Source organism: Actinocatenispora comari (assembly GCF_017312725.1).
GTDB lineage: Bacteria > Actinomycetota > Actinomycetes > Mycobacteriales > Micromonosporaceae > Actinocatenispora > Actinocatenispora comari.
Window position 1 is genome coordinate 210,405 of the sequence record NZ_BOPO01000055.1, and the last position, 14,353, is coordinate 224,757.

11 protein-coding genes are annotated in these 14,353 nt (G+C 72.4%); 1 reads left to right on the plus strand and 10 read right to left on the minus strand.

What is annotated here, in order from left to right:
- Positions 1 to 6 precede the first annotated feature (6 nt).
- A complete protein-coding gene (locus NUM_RS17200; protein ID WP_207125873.1) occupies positions 7 to 3,348 on the minus strand; it encodes a GH92 family glycosyl hydrolase in 3,342 nt (1,113 codons plus the stop codon).
- A 1,170-nt stretch (positions 3,349 to 4,518) separates the two neighbouring features.
- Between NUM_RS17200 and NUM_RS17205 the strand changes: the two genes are divergently transcribed.
- Positions 4,519 to 5,196, plus strand: coding sequence for a GAF and ANTAR domain-containing protein (locus NUM_RS17205; RefSeq protein ID WP_225918648.1), 678 nt, complete (start codon positions 4,519 to 4,521; stop codon positions 5,194 to 5,196).
- A gap of 240 nt (positions 5,197 to 5,436) precedes the next feature.
- On the opposite strand, the gene NUM_RS17210 is transcribed toward NUM_RS17205, so the two are convergent.
- The 9 genes from NUM_RS17210 to NUM_RS17250 form a co-directional block, all read right to left on the minus strand.
- Positions 5,437 to 6,438, minus strand: coding sequence for a bacteriocin fulvocin C-related protein (locus NUM_RS17210; RefSeq protein WP_207125875.1), 1,002 nt, complete (start codon positions 6,436 to 6,438; stop codon positions 5,437 to 5,439).
- A gap of 266 nt (positions 6,439 to 6,704) precedes the next feature.
- The gene (locus NUM_RS17215; protein ID WP_207125876.1) at positions 6,705 to 7,664 is read right to left on the minus strand and encodes an ABC transporter ATP-binding protein; all 960 of its coding nucleotides are present in this window, start codon (positions 7,662 to 7,664) and stop codon (positions 6,705 to 6,707) included.
- The gene (locus tag NUM_RS17220; RefSeq protein WP_225918644.1) at positions 7,661 to 8,623 is read right to left on the minus strand and encodes an ABC transporter ATP-binding protein; all 963 of its coding nucleotides are present in this window, start codon (positions 8,621 to 8,623) and stop codon (positions 7,661 to 7,663) included. Before NUM_RS17220 ends, NUM_RS17215 begins: the two co-directional genes overlap by 4 nt.
- Complete coding sequence (locus NUM_RS17225; RefSeq protein ID WP_207125878.1) at positions 8,620 to 9,684, minus strand: FGGY family carbohydrate kinase; 1,065 nt, start codon at positions 9,682 to 9,684, stop codon at positions 8,620 to 8,622. The genes NUM_RS17220 and NUM_RS17225 overlap by 4 nt, the downstream gene beginning before the upstream one ends.
- Entirely contained in the window at positions 9,681 to 10,415 is a 735-nt protein-coding gene (locus NUM_RS17230; protein ID WP_207125879.1) for a KDGP aldolase, read from the minus strand. The genes NUM_RS17225 and NUM_RS17230 overlap by 4 nt, the downstream gene beginning before the upstream one ends.
- Positions 10,412 to 11,527, minus strand: coding sequence for a PLP-dependent aminotransferase family protein (locus tag NUM_RS17235; protein ID WP_207125880.1), 1,116 nt, complete (start codon positions 11,525 to 11,527; stop codon positions 10,412 to 10,414). Before NUM_RS17235 ends, NUM_RS17230 begins: the two co-directional genes overlap by 4 nt.
- Positions 11,524 to 12,582, minus strand: a complete 1,059-nt coding sequence (locus tag NUM_RS17240) for a glutamate cyclase domain-containing protein (RefSeq protein WP_207125881.1) — start codon at positions 12,580 to 12,582, stop codon at positions 11,524 to 11,526. Before NUM_RS17240 ends, NUM_RS17235 begins: the two co-directional genes overlap by 4 nt.
- Before the next feature lies 1 nt (position 12,583).
- Positions 12,584 to 13,423, minus strand: coding sequence for an ABC transporter permease (locus tag NUM_RS17245; RefSeq protein WP_207125882.1), 840 nt, complete (start codon positions 13,421 to 13,423; stop codon positions 12,584 to 12,586).
- On the minus strand, positions 13,420 to 14,352 hold the full coding sequence (locus NUM_RS17250; protein ID WP_207125883.1) for an ABC transporter permease: 933 nt from the start codon (positions 14,350 to 14,352) through the stop codon (positions 13,420 to 13,422). Before NUM_RS17250 ends, NUM_RS17245 begins: the two co-directional genes overlap by 4 nt.
- Between the last annotated feature and the right edge of the window lies 1 nt (position 14,353).

The window sequence follows — 14,353 nt, forward strand, 5'->3', positions numbered from 1 at the left end:
GTGGGGTCAGGCCGTGGCCACGGCGAACAGGTGGATGTCGCCGCCCTGCGTACCGGCCGGCAGCGTGACGCTGGCCAGCTGCTTGCCGGACTGCAGGGCGATCGGTGCCGTGGCGAACAGGTAGGTCGCCACCATGTCCTTGCCGTCGCCGAGCACGTCGCGGTACGGCGTGCGCACCGCCGTGATGTTGCCGTACGCCGGCTGCTGGCTGCCGCCGCCGAGCGTCCAGTCGCTGAACCCGATCGTCGCGGTCTGGGTACTGCCGTCGGTGTAGGTCAGCGTGATCGTGCCGCTGGCGTTGCCCTCCGCCGCGCTGCCGAGGAAGCTCAGCTTGCTGGCGTCGCCGCCGGGTACGCTGAGCACCTGGTCACCGCCGCCGACAGCGATGTTGTCGGGATCGCCCGGCTGCACGTTCGGCCAGGCGAAGTCGAAGCCGTTGGCCGACACGGTGCCGCCCGGCCGTACCCCGGCGGCCGCCAGCGCGGTCGCCGAGTAGCTCCAGCCCTCGCCGTCGAAGTTGGCCTGTGGCTGCTCGTCGTCGGCGGAGATGCCGTTGTTGTTGAGGTTCCACAGCACGCTGCCCTTGGTCGCGACGGTGACCGGGAAGCTCACGTCCGGCAGCGCCGTGCCGTCGGGTGCCTGCGCGGTCAGCGTGATGGAGTACCTCCCGGGAGTCACGTCGGCCGACGGCGTCACGGTCAGCGGCACGCTGCCGCGGCCGGCGTCGTTGAGCGTGACGGTGCCGGCGGCCGGGCTGAGCTGGATGCCGTCGGGGGCGGCGGCCTTCCACTGCACCTGGCGCGCGTCGCTACCCAGCGCCTGCACCAGGTAGTTGGCCTTTGTGGTGCCGCCGGGCTCGACCTTCGCCGACAGCGGATCGACGCCGGTCAGGAACGGCCGTTCGCCGTGGCGGAACGACGGCGGCGCATCGGTGGCGGCCGCGCCCCACCGGGTGTTCGGCGTGCTGCCGACCGAGAACTCCAGCCGGCCGCCGCTGGTGACGAACGAGGCGGGCACCCAGGGCCGGCTCGAGCTCTTGCCGTCGACCCGCACCGAACGGATGTACGTGTTGTCCGCCGACGCGCCGGGGGCGTCGATGGTGATCGGCCGGCCGTGCCCGCTGCGGATCACCGCGTGCGGGAACAGCGGGGTGGTCAGCACCAGGTCGGCCCGGCTCGGCACCTGGGGGTACATGCCCAGCGCCGAGAAGACGTACCACGACGACATCGTGCCGGCGTCGTCGTTGCCGGGGATGCCGCCCGGCGTGTTCGTCCACAGCTGCGCCATCTCCGCGCGCACCGTCTGCTGCGTCTTGTACGGCGCGCCGACATAGTCGTACAGGTACGGCGCGTTGATGTCGGGTTCGTTGGTCGGGTCGTAGCGGGTGCCGTCGGAGCCGGAGAAGTCGAACCGGCCGTCGGCGGTACGGAAGAAGTTGTCCAGCCGCTGCTCGGCCGCGGCCAGGCCGCCCAGCGCGTCGACCAGCCCCGCCACGTCGGAGTACACCATCCACGTGTAGCGAGCGCTGGTGCCCTCGACGAACCCGTCACCGGTGCCGGGGCTGAACGACGGCGACGACCAGTTGCCGTCGGCCGCCCGGTTGCGCATGTACCCGCCCTGCGGCGTCGCGGTCAGGTCGAACACGTTGCTCCAGGCGCCCGCGCGGTCCCGGAAGGTCCGCTCGTTGCCCCGGTCGCCGAGCTGGCCGGACAGTTCGGCCAGCGCGAAGTCGGCCGCCGCGTCCTCCAGCGTCTCCGCCGCACCGCCCCAGCAGTGGCAGCCGTCGGCCGGCACGTACCCGAGCTTCAGGTACTTGTCCAGGGCCGGTCGCTCGCCGACGCACTCGACGTTGCACCCGGCGCTGGACGAGTCGTTCGCGGTCGGCACGGTCGCCGCCGTGATCAGCGAGCGCAGCGCGCCGCGGGCGTCGAAGTCGCGGCCGCCGAACGCGTAGATCGCCGCCACCGCGGCCGCGGCCGGATCGCCGGCCATCACCGAGGTCTTGCCGTTCTCCAGCAGCCAGCGGTCCCACTCGCCGCCGCGCTGGCCGGCATAGTTGAACATCGACTGGGCGTAGTCACTACCGATCCGCGGATTGAGCAGGGTGAGCAGCTGCACCTGCGCCCGGTACTGGTCCCAGCCCGAGAACGTGCCGTACTGCGCGTGCTGGCGGCCGGTCAGCCGGTGCGGCTTGCGGTCGGCGCCGAGGTAGCGGCCGTCGACGTCGCTGGTGAGCGTCGGCTCCAGCATCGAGTGGTACAGGGCGGTGTAGAAGGTGGTGCGCTGCTCGTCGGTGCCGCCGCTGATCGCCACCTTCTTCAGCTCCTGGCGCCAGGCCGCGGCCGCGTCGCTGCGTACCCGGTCGAAGGACGTGTGCGCCGGGTTCTCGGTGCGCAGGTTGCGCTCCGCGTTGGCCGCGCTGACGTAGGAGATGGCGACCTTGACGCCGACCTTCGTGGTGCCGTCGGGGAACGTCACGTACGCACCGGATCCCTTGCCGGCGGCCGGGATGCCGTTGCCGTCGAAGCCGGTACCGCCGGTCGCGGCCGACGAGCCCTGGTTGAGCGTGCCGTCGTGCCAGGTGCCGAAGCCGGCGAACGAGCGGTCGAAGTGCGCGGTGAAGTAGAGGGTGTAGTTGTCGTGGCGGTTGTTCGCACTCTGCGGCCCGCAGAAGTTGCCGGCGGTGACCGATCCGGTCACGATGTGGTGCGCCGCGTCGACCTCGACCGTGGCGTCGGTGCTGCCGGTCTCGGAGTTGGAGGTGCGAAACAGCATGCTGGCCGGTTTGCCGGCGGGGAAGCCGAACCGGCCCGATCCGGTGCGCTCGGTCGCGGTCAGTTCGGCCGACGCGCCGCTGTCCAGCCCGACCCGGTAGTAGCCGGCCCGTGCCGTCTCGTTGTCGTGCGAGAACGTGCTGGCGTACTTCGCGTCCTTGCTGTCGGCCGACGGCGACGAGTCGACCGCACCCACGTACGGCATGATCGGGATGTCGCCGTTGGCGCCGTAGCAACCGATCCCGCTGAGGTGGGTGAGGCTGAAGCCACGGATCTTCGTCGCGTCGTAGCGGTACCCGCCAGGCGCGGGCGTCGAGATGCCGCCGGTGGTGTTCTGCGGGCTCCAGGCGAGCATGCCGAACGGGCGCACCGCACCCGGGTACGTGTTGCCGGCGTTGGCGCTGCCGATCAGCGGGTTGACGTAGGCGACGGGATCGCGCACCGGCGACGGTGCGGCCGCCGCGGGCGCGGGTACGGCGGCGACCGCCGCGACGGCCGCGGCGACCACCGCGACACCGGCTATCGCGCGCCGGCGCAGCGTCGACGGCGCGGGTCTTGACTGCTCGGACACCATGCTTCCTTCCGGTGGGGGACCGGTTGCGCATTGCCGGCGGGACGGGTGGCTCCGGTGCCACGGTCGCGCCGCGCATGACAACGTTGTCTGGATCGTTCCCCGCACCAGTCGAACGTGTCAAGATCCCACCAGACCGCCTTCCTCGCCCCGCCCCGTCATCCGCGCCGTCGCAGACCGCCGACCCCTCGTCCGGGAGACGACGAGTTGACCAAGCTGCAACAGCTCGCCTACGACGCCCAGCTGGCATCGGCCCTGCCGACCAGTCGCCTTGCCCGCGAGGTACTGCTCGTCGCCGACGGACGATCGACGGAATCGACGACCGGCAGGACGTCGGACGGTGCGAACACGCCTGCTTGCATGGACTCGCCCCCCTGGTGGGTCGCTTGTGCTGCCGGTCCCGTCGGGTATCGGCCCCCGGCGCTCGAGCGCGAGCGCGGTTCACGGCTGCCTTCTTCCGATTGGCCGAGCCCTGCTGCCTGCGGGCAACAGCTTGCCGGGCGGCCAGCAGCCCGGCCATGACGTGGCGCGGACGCCGCCGGCCGCTCCGGCGACGAAGACCATGATCTGTTCCCACACAGAGACTGCCCAGAATGGGAAAGTGCCGTGGCGCGCGGCCCCGCGCCTACCGCGCCGGGCTACGACAGCGACGACGGTTTGTTGCCGTGTGTAAAGGAACACACGTGAGCCGGCGAGTCGCAGCTTCGTCCCCGCTGGCCGCGGCCAGCGACCGTGGTCAGCGGTCCCGCGCACCGGGTGCGAGCAGCCGCAGGGACGCCACCCGCGTCCGGTGGTGGATCGCCCGCCAGCCGACACCGGCTTCGGCGGCGGTACCGGCGATGCCCGCTGCCGGACCGGGCGAAGAAGCCGGTGATCCACCGGGCCGGGGGCATCGCTACCGCGGTCCACGAAGCGTGCGGCGCGACCCGACACCGCAAAGACCAAGCTCACCAACAGAACCGCAATCGACAGCCAGCTGAGGTTGGGTACCCCGAAACCGGACGACCAGTCCTACCGGGCCTCCGGGGTCGTCGACGCTCTCGGCAGCAGACGCCGGCGCCGAACTGCCCTATGCTTGTGGCAGCCGACTTGCGGACTCCGCTTCGGCGGCTGAGTCCGAGACGTGTGCCCACGCCGTGGCGCCGACGAGCTCGTAGCGGTGGGGGGGTGGGCATGGTCGAGGCCGAGACTGGCAGCTTGCCTGGGGAAGCGGAGCGCACTGACATCCTTCGCTTTACAAAGGGCAAGTATCTTCGGTCGGCTGTGGGCGCGGCCGCCGACAGCCTGGGTGCCCTGGCGGGCATCACGCTGACCGACGCGGTCGGCCCGTGGACGGTGGCGGCGTCCCACGAGCTCGCCGCTCGGCTCGACGGCCTGCAGTACATGCTGCGAGAAGGGCCCTACTTCGCCGCGGTCTCGACCGGGCGAATCGTGGTGTGTGACGATCTGGTCACCGACCCCGGGTGGCCCGAGTTCACGCCGCGGGCGACGGACAACGGCATCACGGCCGCTCTGTCGGTGCCCTTCGGTGAACCCGACAACCCTGGCGTGCTGAACCTGTACTGCCAGCAGCCGAGCCGGCTTCGCGCCGACGCCGAGCGGCTCGCGACGGCGCTGGCGGCTCAGCTCGCTGTGGTCGTCACGCTGGCCCGCCACTCGGCGAACCTGGCGGTGGCGCTGGAGTCACGCGACCTGATCGGGCAGGCGAAGGGCATCATCATGGAGCGCCACAAGGTCGACGCCGAGCGTGCTTTCGCCGTGCTGGCCCGGTTGTCGCAGGAGCGCAACACCAAGCTGCGCGAGGTCGCCGGCGAGATCGTTCGTACTGGCGAGACCGGCGATCTGCGATAGCGCCGTCGGGCTGTGCGGTCCAGCTCGGTGCGCAGCCGAGCAGGCGGCCCGGTGAGGTCCGATCCCGGGCGGCGGTCGCGCTGAAGGCACGTCCACTCGACACCGGAAGGCCGGCGTCGCCGGACGCCGGCCTTCTGCTCGATCCTCCGTGCAGGTCGGCCACGCCTGCTGTTCCTGGCGGTCGCCGCCCGGGCGTGGCGCGGTCATCGGTGGGCCGCCGTCAGGTGCGGCCGGGCCGGTTCACTCGCCGCAGAGCCCGTTGCACTCGTCGAGCCACAGGTCCCCGCAGCCGCTGGAGCTGCAGACGCAGGGCCCGTAACAGAGATCGTCGCAGCCGGTGACGGCCTCGCAGTTGGTGTCGCAGTCCGGACCGGAGGGCTCGCACCACAGGTCGACCGATGGTTTCGCGGCATCGCCGGCAGCCGCACGGCCGTCGCCGGCGAGCGCCGGTACGGGTCCCTGCTCGCCGGCCGGCTGCGTGGCCTGCTGCGGTCCGAGGGTGCCCAGCAGCGCCCGGGCCTCCTCGGCGTCGAACGCGGTGACCGCCGCGGTCGCCAACTCGCGCAGGTCGTCGCGACCTCGACCGGTCGTGAGAACTCGCGGTGCCAACCGCTCGACGTCGTCGATCACGCGCAGCTGCGCGCGCGACAGCCCCGGATGGGTCTGCCGGTAGTGCGCGAAGTGCGCGCTCCAGAGTTTGGCGCGCGCCGCCGAGGGCAGCACGTTGAACATCGCCCTGCGGTACGCCATCGGGTAGGCGGTGAAGTCCCGGTAGGCGGTGGGCAGTCGGCCGGCGTTGGCCCGGGCCCACTTCGCCGCCGCGCCGTTGTTGGTCCGGGTGGCGGCCATCGCCGGCGCGGCGAGCCCGCCGGAGACCACGAACGCCCCGAGGCCGAGCAGCGGCACCGCCTTGAGCAGCTTGCGGCGGCTGGGATGCCGCACGATGTCGGCGCGGTTGAGGGCGCGGACCACCCGCGCCGAGTCGACCATGCCGAGCAGCCGGACGAGGCGAAGCGACAGCGCCGGCCCGGTCCAGGCGTGGACCTCGTCGCCGTCGACCGCGAGCAGGGTGGGCGCCCATGGTGCGTCCTCGCCGAGGGCCTGTTGCCGCCACCGGCGGATCCGCGGCTCGGTCAGGCCGGCGGTGTCGAGCTTGCCGTTCGTGCTGGCGCGTACCCGATCCACCACGTCGGTGCATGATCGGCAGCCCGCGTCGAAGGCCAGGATCCAGCTGGTAGTCACGGTTCCCCCATTCGGCAGGCGACGCCGGCCGGTCTCGTGGCCGGCAGGCGACGCGGTGGGTTCGGTACTCACGTCCCGTGCGCGCCGTGGCAGTCCGCAGAGTCATGAGTCCGTCACTGAAAATCACAGAACCGGTGACACTTGTCAAGCTTGCCCGGGTTAGTTCGCAAATTTCCGGATCGTCGGCCCGGATTCCGAGCGCGCCGCGGTCGACCGGGCCCAGGAGCGGCCGGCCAGGCCCGAAAGAACGGTGACCGCCGGCGGGCTCAGCCGCTGTGTTCGAGGGGGAAGTGGCAGGAGACCGTGTGGTTAGCGACCAGCTCGCGCGGGGGCGGGGGCGTCGTCGCGCAGATGTCCCGCGCCCGTGGGCATCGGGTGCGCAGCACGCAGCCGGTGGGCCGTTCGAACGGGCTCGGGGTGTCGCCGCGCAGCACGATGCGTTCCCGGTCGCGCGGTCGGCTGGCCGACGGTACCGCGGACAGCAGCGCCTCGGTGTAGGGGTGCGCCGGCCGGGTGAACAGCTCGTCGGCGGGGGCGGACTCGACGCTCTGGCCGAGGTACATGACCACGACGCGGTGCGCGAGGTAGCGCACGGCGGCCATGTTGTGCGAGATGAACACGTACGACAGGCCGAGGCGCTGTTGCAGGTCCTGCAGCAGGTTCAGGACCTGCACCTGTACCGACGCGTCGAGTGCCGAGACCGCCTCGTCGAGCACGATCAGTTCCGGCTCGGTGGCAAGCGCCCGCGCGATCGCCACGCGCTGACGCTGCCCACCGGACAGCTGGTGCGGGTAGCGCGGCGCCAGGTCGGCGGGCAGCCCGACCAGCTCCAGGCACTCGGCGACCCGGTCGCGCATCGCCGCCCGGGTGCCGGATCGCTGCGCCCGCAGCGGTTCGAGCACGCTGTCGCGGATCCGCATCCGCGGATCGAGCTGGGAGCGCGGGTTCTGCAGCACGATCTGCATCCGGGACCGGGCGGCCCGCAGCTGTCGGCGGCCCATCGTGGTGACGTCCGTACCGTCGAAGGTGATCCGTCCACCGCTGGGCTCGATCAACCGCAGGGTGGCGAGCCCGGTGGTGCTCTTGCCGCAGCCGGACTCGCCGACCAGTGCCACGGTCTGCCCCGCCGGTACGGCGAAGGACACGTCGTCGACGGCACGCACGCTGCGCCGCCCGACCGGGTACTGCTTGCGCAGGTTCTCGACCTGCAGCAGGGGGGTGGTCATGCGACTGCTCCGATCATCCAGCAGGCACCCTCGCCGCCACCGTCGTGGGCGACCAGCGGCGGGGTCGACACGGCGCACCTGGCCTCGGCGAGCGGGCAGCGCGGGTGGAACCGGCACCCGTCCGGCATCGTCGCCAGCGTCGGTACGGTGCCGGGTAGCGACGGCAGTCGCCGGGGTGCGGCGTCGACGTCGGGGATCGAGGCGAACAGCGCCCGGGTGTAAGGGTGTCGTGGGTTGCCGAACACGGTGTCGGTCGGGCCGGTCTCGACGATGCGCCCGGCGTACAGGACATTGACCCGGTCGCAGTTCTCCGCCACGATCCCGAGGTCGTGGGTGACCAGCAGCACAGCCATGTCCAGTTCCCGCGCCAGCCGCTGAAGCAGTTCGAGCACCTGCGCCTGGATGGTCACGTCCAGCGCGGTGGTCGGCTCGTCGGCGATCAGCAGGGACGGCCTACCGGCCAGCGCGATCGCGATCATGATGCGCTGGCTCATCCCGCCGGACAGCTCGTGCGGGTACTGGCGCAGCCGGCGGGTGGGGTCGGTGATGCCGACCTGGTCGAGCAGTTCCAGCGCGGCGGCGCGCTTGCCCGCTCGCGGCGTGCCGCGCAGCGCCTCGTACAGCTGGGTCTGCACGGTCAGGACCGGGTTGAGCGAGGACATCGGCTCCTGGAAGATGACCGCGGCGGTGGTCCCGCGTACCTCCCGGAGCCGTTGCGGGGACATGTCGAGCACCGACTCGCCGTCGAGTTCGATCGTGCCGCGCACCTGAAGGGTGTCGGGCAGCAGCCGTAGCGAGGCCAGCGAGGTGAGGCTCTTTCCGCTGCCGGACTCGCCGACCAGCGCCACGCTCTCCCCGGCGGAGACCCGTACCGAGACGGCGTCGACCAGTGGGGTGGCGCTGGTGCGGGTGCGGATCGTCAGGTCGCGGATGTCGAGGACCGTTCGTGGGATGCTCATTGCCATCCTTCCGCCGTGGGGACGGGCTGGTCGGTGCGCAGCGCGGCGCCGGCGGCGATCAGTGCCAGCCCGCGGGTGCCGTCGGCGCGGTCGGCGGTAACCGGTCGGGCTCGCGGATCGTCGACCTGGCTGGCGCTGCCGCCGGTGACCAGGACACGCTCGATCGGCATCCGCCGCCCGATGCGCTCCAGTACCTGCCGGGCCGGGTCGGGTACCGCCGTGGTGACGACCCGCGCGCCGACCGCCCACCAGCCGGTGGACACGTGCTGGGTGAAGCAGTCCGGCCCGACCGCCGGTGGCCGGGCGCGGCGGCCGAGCACCCGCGCGACGGTCGTCGTACCCTGCGACAGGCACGCGCCGTGCCAGTCGGTCGCCGCCGCCGACAGGTTCGCCGCCGGCCCGTCGCCGATACCACACCACACCGGGGTACCGGCGGGCAGGGCGCAGGCGCGTGCCGCGGCCGCGGTGAGCGACCCGACGATCGTGCCGGGGTCCTCGATCGCCGGCAACCCGGCCGGGTCGATGCCGACGGCGGCGCACGTCTCGGCCGACCAGGTGCCCGTGGCGAGGTCGTAGAAGCCGGACGCGGACGCCGATGCCGGGTCGCTGACCCAGGCGCCGGTGAGCCGGCGCAGCAGGTACTCCTTGACCCCGCCGACCAGCGTCACGGCCGGTCGCAGCGTCGGGTCGGCCGACAGCAGGGCGGCGAGCCGGTGCGCGGCCGTGGGCCGGTCCTGTTCGCAGCCCGACCGGGTCAGGTCGAGGCGGTGCGCGGCGTCCGGGTCCAGGTCGATGCCGGGTTCGAGGGCGCCGATCGGCTCGTACCGTCGGTCGAGCAGACACAGCCCGCCCATCTGGGCGCCGAGGATCAGCGCGTCGGGGCGTCCGTGCCGCATCAGCTCCCGAATCGTGGCGGTGACCGCGTGCCAGACCGCATCGTGGGCGGCCCCCGCCGGGTACGGGGCCGTGCCGGCTGCCGTGGCCGGCTCGCCGGCAGCCCGCAGCGCGGCCTTGATCCGGGTCGAGCCGACATCGACGGCGCAGACAAGCGGGGCACTCATGGCCGGCCCGCGCCGAACTCGTCGACCACGGCCATCGCCCGATCGAGCGTGGCGAAGTCGAGCAGATCGGTCCCGGCGAGCTTCACCGAGCTGTACAGGTGCGGCATCACGCTGTGCAGGCCCGCCGCGGCGCTCGCCGCCAGTACCTGCCGGAGGTTGTCCGGGCTCAGCCCGCCGGTCGCCTCGACCATCAGCCCGTAGGGCGCGGCCGCCGCGGCGAGGGCCCGGTAGTGGTCGAGGTGCTCCAGACCCCGCATCGGGAAGAACTTCACCGACGGCAGCCCGATCTCGTGCACCAGCGCCACCGCGACCTCGACCGGTACGTCCGGCTGCGCGCAACCGGACGAGACCGGCCCGGTACCGACGCGTACCGTCCCGACGGTGCCTCCCGGTCGCAGCAGCGCGTTGACGATCGTCGGCGCGCCCGCCGCGGCGAGGGCGCCGGCGGAGTAGCCGGCCGCCGGGTACACCTGGTTGAGGTGGTACGGGCGGGTCGCGACGGCGAGATCGTGCGCGCGGCGCCACTGGTCGGCGGCGCCGTCGCCGAGCCCGGCCGAGACCCGCACGCTGCGCCGCTGCATCGCTGCCACGACGGCGACCGCGTCGCCGAGCTCGGCGAACCCCTTCACCGGCACCCCGACCGCGAGGCGCCCCGGGTACCGGTCGGTTGCCGCGGCGGCGCAGTCGACGTCGTTGGTCTGCACGTTGAGGATCACTCGCATCGGCGTCATCGCCCCTGCTCCCGTACCCCGATCGCGGCCCGGATCGCCTGCCCCACCTGGGCTGCGCCGTCGACGGTCAGCTCGCGCGGGTCGACGCCGATCCGGCCGCGGTCGGCATCGTGGTTGCGGGTACGCACCGACGGGTCGCCGGCCTCCAACCGGGCGATGAGCTCGCGTGCGGTCAGCCCCGCACCGGGCAGCAGCTCGACGATCAGCCGCGGGATCGGCCGGGTGGCGTCGGTCTCGATGCTCAGCCGTACCGGCAGGTCGGTGCCGATCGCCTGGCGCGCGGCGTCGACCCGCTCGGTGAGCGCGGCGAGCTGGTCGGTACCCGACTGGTACGCCTCGACGGCGGCGAGCAGGCCCGCGATCGTCTCCTTGCCGACCTTCATCGTGCGGCCGACGCCGGTCGACTGCGCCGCGCAGGCGTCGACCAGTGCCCGAGCTCCGACGACCAGCCCCGAGGTGGGGCCGCCGATCGCCTTGTGCCCGCTGTAGACGACCAGGTCGGCGCCGGCGGTCACGTAGCCGGTCAGGTCGCTCTCGGCGGCGGCGTCGACGATCACCGGTACCTGGTGGGCATGTGCGAGCTCGACGGTCTCGGCGAGGCTCACCTGGGTCTCGGCGTGCACGTGGTGGCTGACGACGTACAGCACCGCGGCGGTGTCCGCGCCGATCGCGGCGGCCAGGTGCGTCGCGGCGCACCGGTTCGCGCTGCCGGCCGGGACCGGGATGCCGCCGCCGAGCCGGATCAACTGGGTGACCGGGGCGCCGAAGTCGACCGCGTGCGACTGCTGCAGCACGACCCGGCGCCTGCTCGTCGACACGTCCGGGACCGTCTGCACCAGCGCCGGGTCGGCGCCGACGACGGTCGCGGCGACCGCCTGGACCAGCCCGGCGGAGGCCGAGGCGGCGACCGCCGCGGCCGGCACACCGAGCAGGTCGGCGAGATGGTCGCCGCTGCGGCGGGCCAGCTCGGCCATCTCGACCGGCTGGGTCGCGGCGGCAGCCATCCGGTCGACGACCGTGGCCGGCAGCGTCGCGCTGCCCAGGTAGGTCATCTTGCCGGCGGCGTTGAGCACCCGGGGCAGCCCCAGGTTCGACCACGCGTGCGTGCTCATCCCTTGACCCACCCGCCCAGGTGCATCTCGACGGTGGTCATGATCACTTCCAGCAGTGCGGTGGTCGCCCGCGGCCGCAGCCCGTCGTTGTTCGGGTCCACATAGGAGCTCAGGCCGTCGATCGCGCCGACGTCGGCGAGCCGGTCGGTGATGCGCTGCAGGTCGACGGTGCGCAGGATCTTTGGCCGGTCGGCCAGCGCCGCAACGGATGCGGCGATGCCGACCGCGCCGAAGTTGGACACCGACGCGACGACCAGCTGGTCGACCGGCTGCGCCGGTGCGACCCGGTCGCCGTCGGTGAGGACCTTCGCCACCGCCGGAGCGATGCTGCCCATGCCGAGTTCGTTGCCGCCGTCCCCGATGCCCACGGTCAGCACCCCGCTGGCCGCGGCGTTCGCGAAGATCGCGTCGGCCTTGGCGACCAGTTCGGTGGGGACCAGCCGGCCGGTGATGTTGTGGTACTCGCCGTCGGCGTTGGCGCCCGGCATCTCGATGGCGACCACCGCCGCGGGAGCCAGCTCCGCCATCAGCTGCGCGGCTGCCGTGGGCGCGGCGACCGGATCGGTGGTGAACGGCTGTACCGCGGCGACCGAGGCCCGGTGCCTGCCGGTCTTGCTGCGCAGCGCGGTCGCCACGTCGGCGACGATCATGCCGGCGCCGCCCAGCGCGGCGCGGGCGAACGCCTCCAGCCCCGGTGCGACCACGAGGATCGGGACGATGCCCAGCGCCTGCTCCAACACCCGGGCGAGGTAGGCGGCGCCGGCCGGGCCGTCGGTCTCGGTCAAGCCCTCCAGCAGCCAGGACCGGGACGGCCACCCGGTGCAGATCAGCACCCGGTCGCCGGGCTCGACGCGCTGGGTGAGAGCGCGAGCGGCCGCGTAGGCCAGCGGCTCGCCGGTGGAGGCCTCCAGCGCCGCCTGGTGCAGCTGTTCGACCACGCCCCGGGACGGGATGTCGGCGGCGATCAGCCGTTCGACCGCGACCCCGAGTCGGTACAGCTGCTGCTGTTCCGGCGAGGGTGCCGCGTCGGCCGCTGGACTGCTGGTTGCATGCACGCTAGTTGTTCCTCTTGTCTACCACGTCCCGGAGACCGTCCCCGAGAAGGTTGAAACCCAGGATGAGCACCGCGATCGCCAGGCCGGGAAACAGCATCACCTGGGGCGAGGTCGTGAAGTCCTGCCGCCCCTCGCTGAGCATCGTTCCCCACTCCGGAGTCGGCGGCTGCACGCCGATGCCGAGAAACCCCAACGCGGTGATGACCAGCAGCGCCTCGCTGGCGAACAGGCTCGCGACCACGACCACCGAGCCGGCGATGTTCGGCAGTACGTGCCGGGCCAGGGTGCCGAGCGCCCGGGTGCCGGATGCCTTGGCCGCCAACAGGTACTCGGCCGCGGCGACCCCGCCGGTGAAGCCCCGGGCGTAGCGCACCATCTGCGGCACCTGGGTGATCGTGATGGTGACCACCAGCGACAGGTACCCGCTGCCGAAGATCGCGACGAGCACCACGGCAAGCACCATGGCCGGGAACGTCAGCACCGAGTCGGACACGAACGAGATCGAGCGGTCCGTCCAGCCCCTGCGGTACCCGGCGACCATGCCCAGCGGCACTCCGACGACGGTGACCAGCACGATGACCGGGACGATGACCGACAGCTCGTACCGGGCGCCGTAGACGACCCGGGACAGCAGGTCTCGGCCCAGCGCGTCGGTACCGAACGGGTGTGCGAGCGACGGGCCCTGCAGCGCATCGAGCAGGTGCAGCTTCGTCGGCGAGTACGGGGCGAGCAGCGGTGCCGCGGCACCCACCACGACCACCACGGCCACGATCACCACCCCGACCAGCAGCGAGCTCGGCAGTGACCGGACCCGGCCAAGCGCGGTCGACTGGACGCTCATCGGGCACCTGCCAGGGGTCGGGTCCGCGGATCGATGCGGGTACAGAGCAGGTCGACGACCAGGTTGATCAGCAGGAACCCGAGCACGAACATCGCCGTGATCCCTTGCATGAGCGGGTAGTCGCGCTGGCTGACCGCCGACAGCAGCAGCTGTCCCATGCCCGGATAGGAGAACAGGTTCTCCACCACCACCGCGCCGCCGAGCAGGTAGCCGGCCTGCATGCCGATCATCGTCAGGATCGCCGGCGCCGCCGGCTTGAGCGCGTGCAGGAAGATCAGCCGGGCCGGGGACACGCCGCGTGCGGTCGCGGTCCGGACGAAGTCCTCGCCGAGGGTCTCCAGCATGCTCGCCCGGGTGAGCCGGGCGATCAGCGCCACCAGCCGTGCCGCGACGGCGATCGCGGGCAGTACGACGCCGGCGGCACCGGTCGCCCCGATCGCCGGCAGCCAGTGCAGCTTCGCCGCGAACAGCTGGATCAGCAGCATGCCCAGCCAGAAGTTCGGGACCGCGAGCAGCGCCACCCAGACGAGCAGGGTGCCCTTCGAGAACACCGATCGGGGCCGGATCGCCGAGAAGATCCCGGCCGCGACGCCGATCGTGACGGCGATCGCCAGGCTGGTCGCGAGCAGTACCAGGGTCGCCGCCAGGTGCCCGGAGATCACCTGCAGCACCGGCTGCGAGTAGCTCGTCGACCGGCCGAAGTTTCCGGCGACGATGTCGCCCAGGTAGTGGCCGTACTGGCTGAGTACCGGCTGGTCGAGCCCGAGCTGCTCGCGCAGCCGATCGACCTGGTCGGGTGTCGCGGTCGGCCCCAGGATCAGCTTCGCCGGGTCGCCCGGCGCGAGCCGGAACAGCACGAACACCAGCGTCAGGACCAGGAACGCCTGGGTCACCAGCACGATCAGCCGGGTCAGAAGGTAGCGAGGCATC

What these genes read in the sequence shown, in the direction of transcription:
- NUM_RS17200 (WP_207125873.1), bottom strand. Translation starts at nt 3,348, where the DNA reads ATGGTGTCCGAGCAGTCAAGACCCGCGCCGTCGACGCTGCGCCGGCGC.
- NUM_RS17205 (WP_225918648.1), top strand. Translation starts at nt 4,519, where the DNA reads ATGGTCGAGGCCGAGACTGGCAGCTTGCCTGGGGAAGCGGAGCGCACT.
- NUM_RS17215 (WP_207125876.1), bottom strand. Translation starts at nt 7,664, where the DNA reads ATGACCACCCCCCTGCTGCAGGTCGAGAACCTGCGCAAGCAGTACCCG.
- NUM_RS17220 (WP_225918644.1), bottom strand. Translation starts at nt 8,623, where the DNA reads ATGAGCATCCCACGAACGGTCCTCGACATCCGCGACCTGACGATCCGC.
- NUM_RS17225 (WP_207125878.1), bottom strand. Translation starts at nt 9,684, where the DNA reads ATGAGTGCCCCGCTTGTCTGCGCCGTCGATGTCGGCTCGACCCGGATC.
- NUM_RS17230 (WP_207125879.1), bottom strand. Translation starts at nt 10,415, where the DNA reads ATGACGCCGATGCGAGTGATCCTCAACGTGCAGACCAACGACGTCGAC.
- NUM_RS17235 (WP_207125880.1), bottom strand. Translation starts at nt 11,527, where the DNA reads ATGAGCACGCACGCGTGGTCGAACCTGGGGCTGCCCCGGGTGCTCAAC.
- NUM_RS17245 (WP_207125882.1), bottom strand. Translation starts at nt 13,423, where the DNA reads ATGAGCGTCCAGTCGACCGCGCTTGGCCGGGTCCGGTCACTGCCGAGC.
- NUM_RS17250 (WP_207125883.1), bottom strand. Translation starts at nt 14,352, where the DNA reads ATGCCTCGCTACCTTCTGACCCGGCTGATCGTGCTGGTGACCCAGGCG.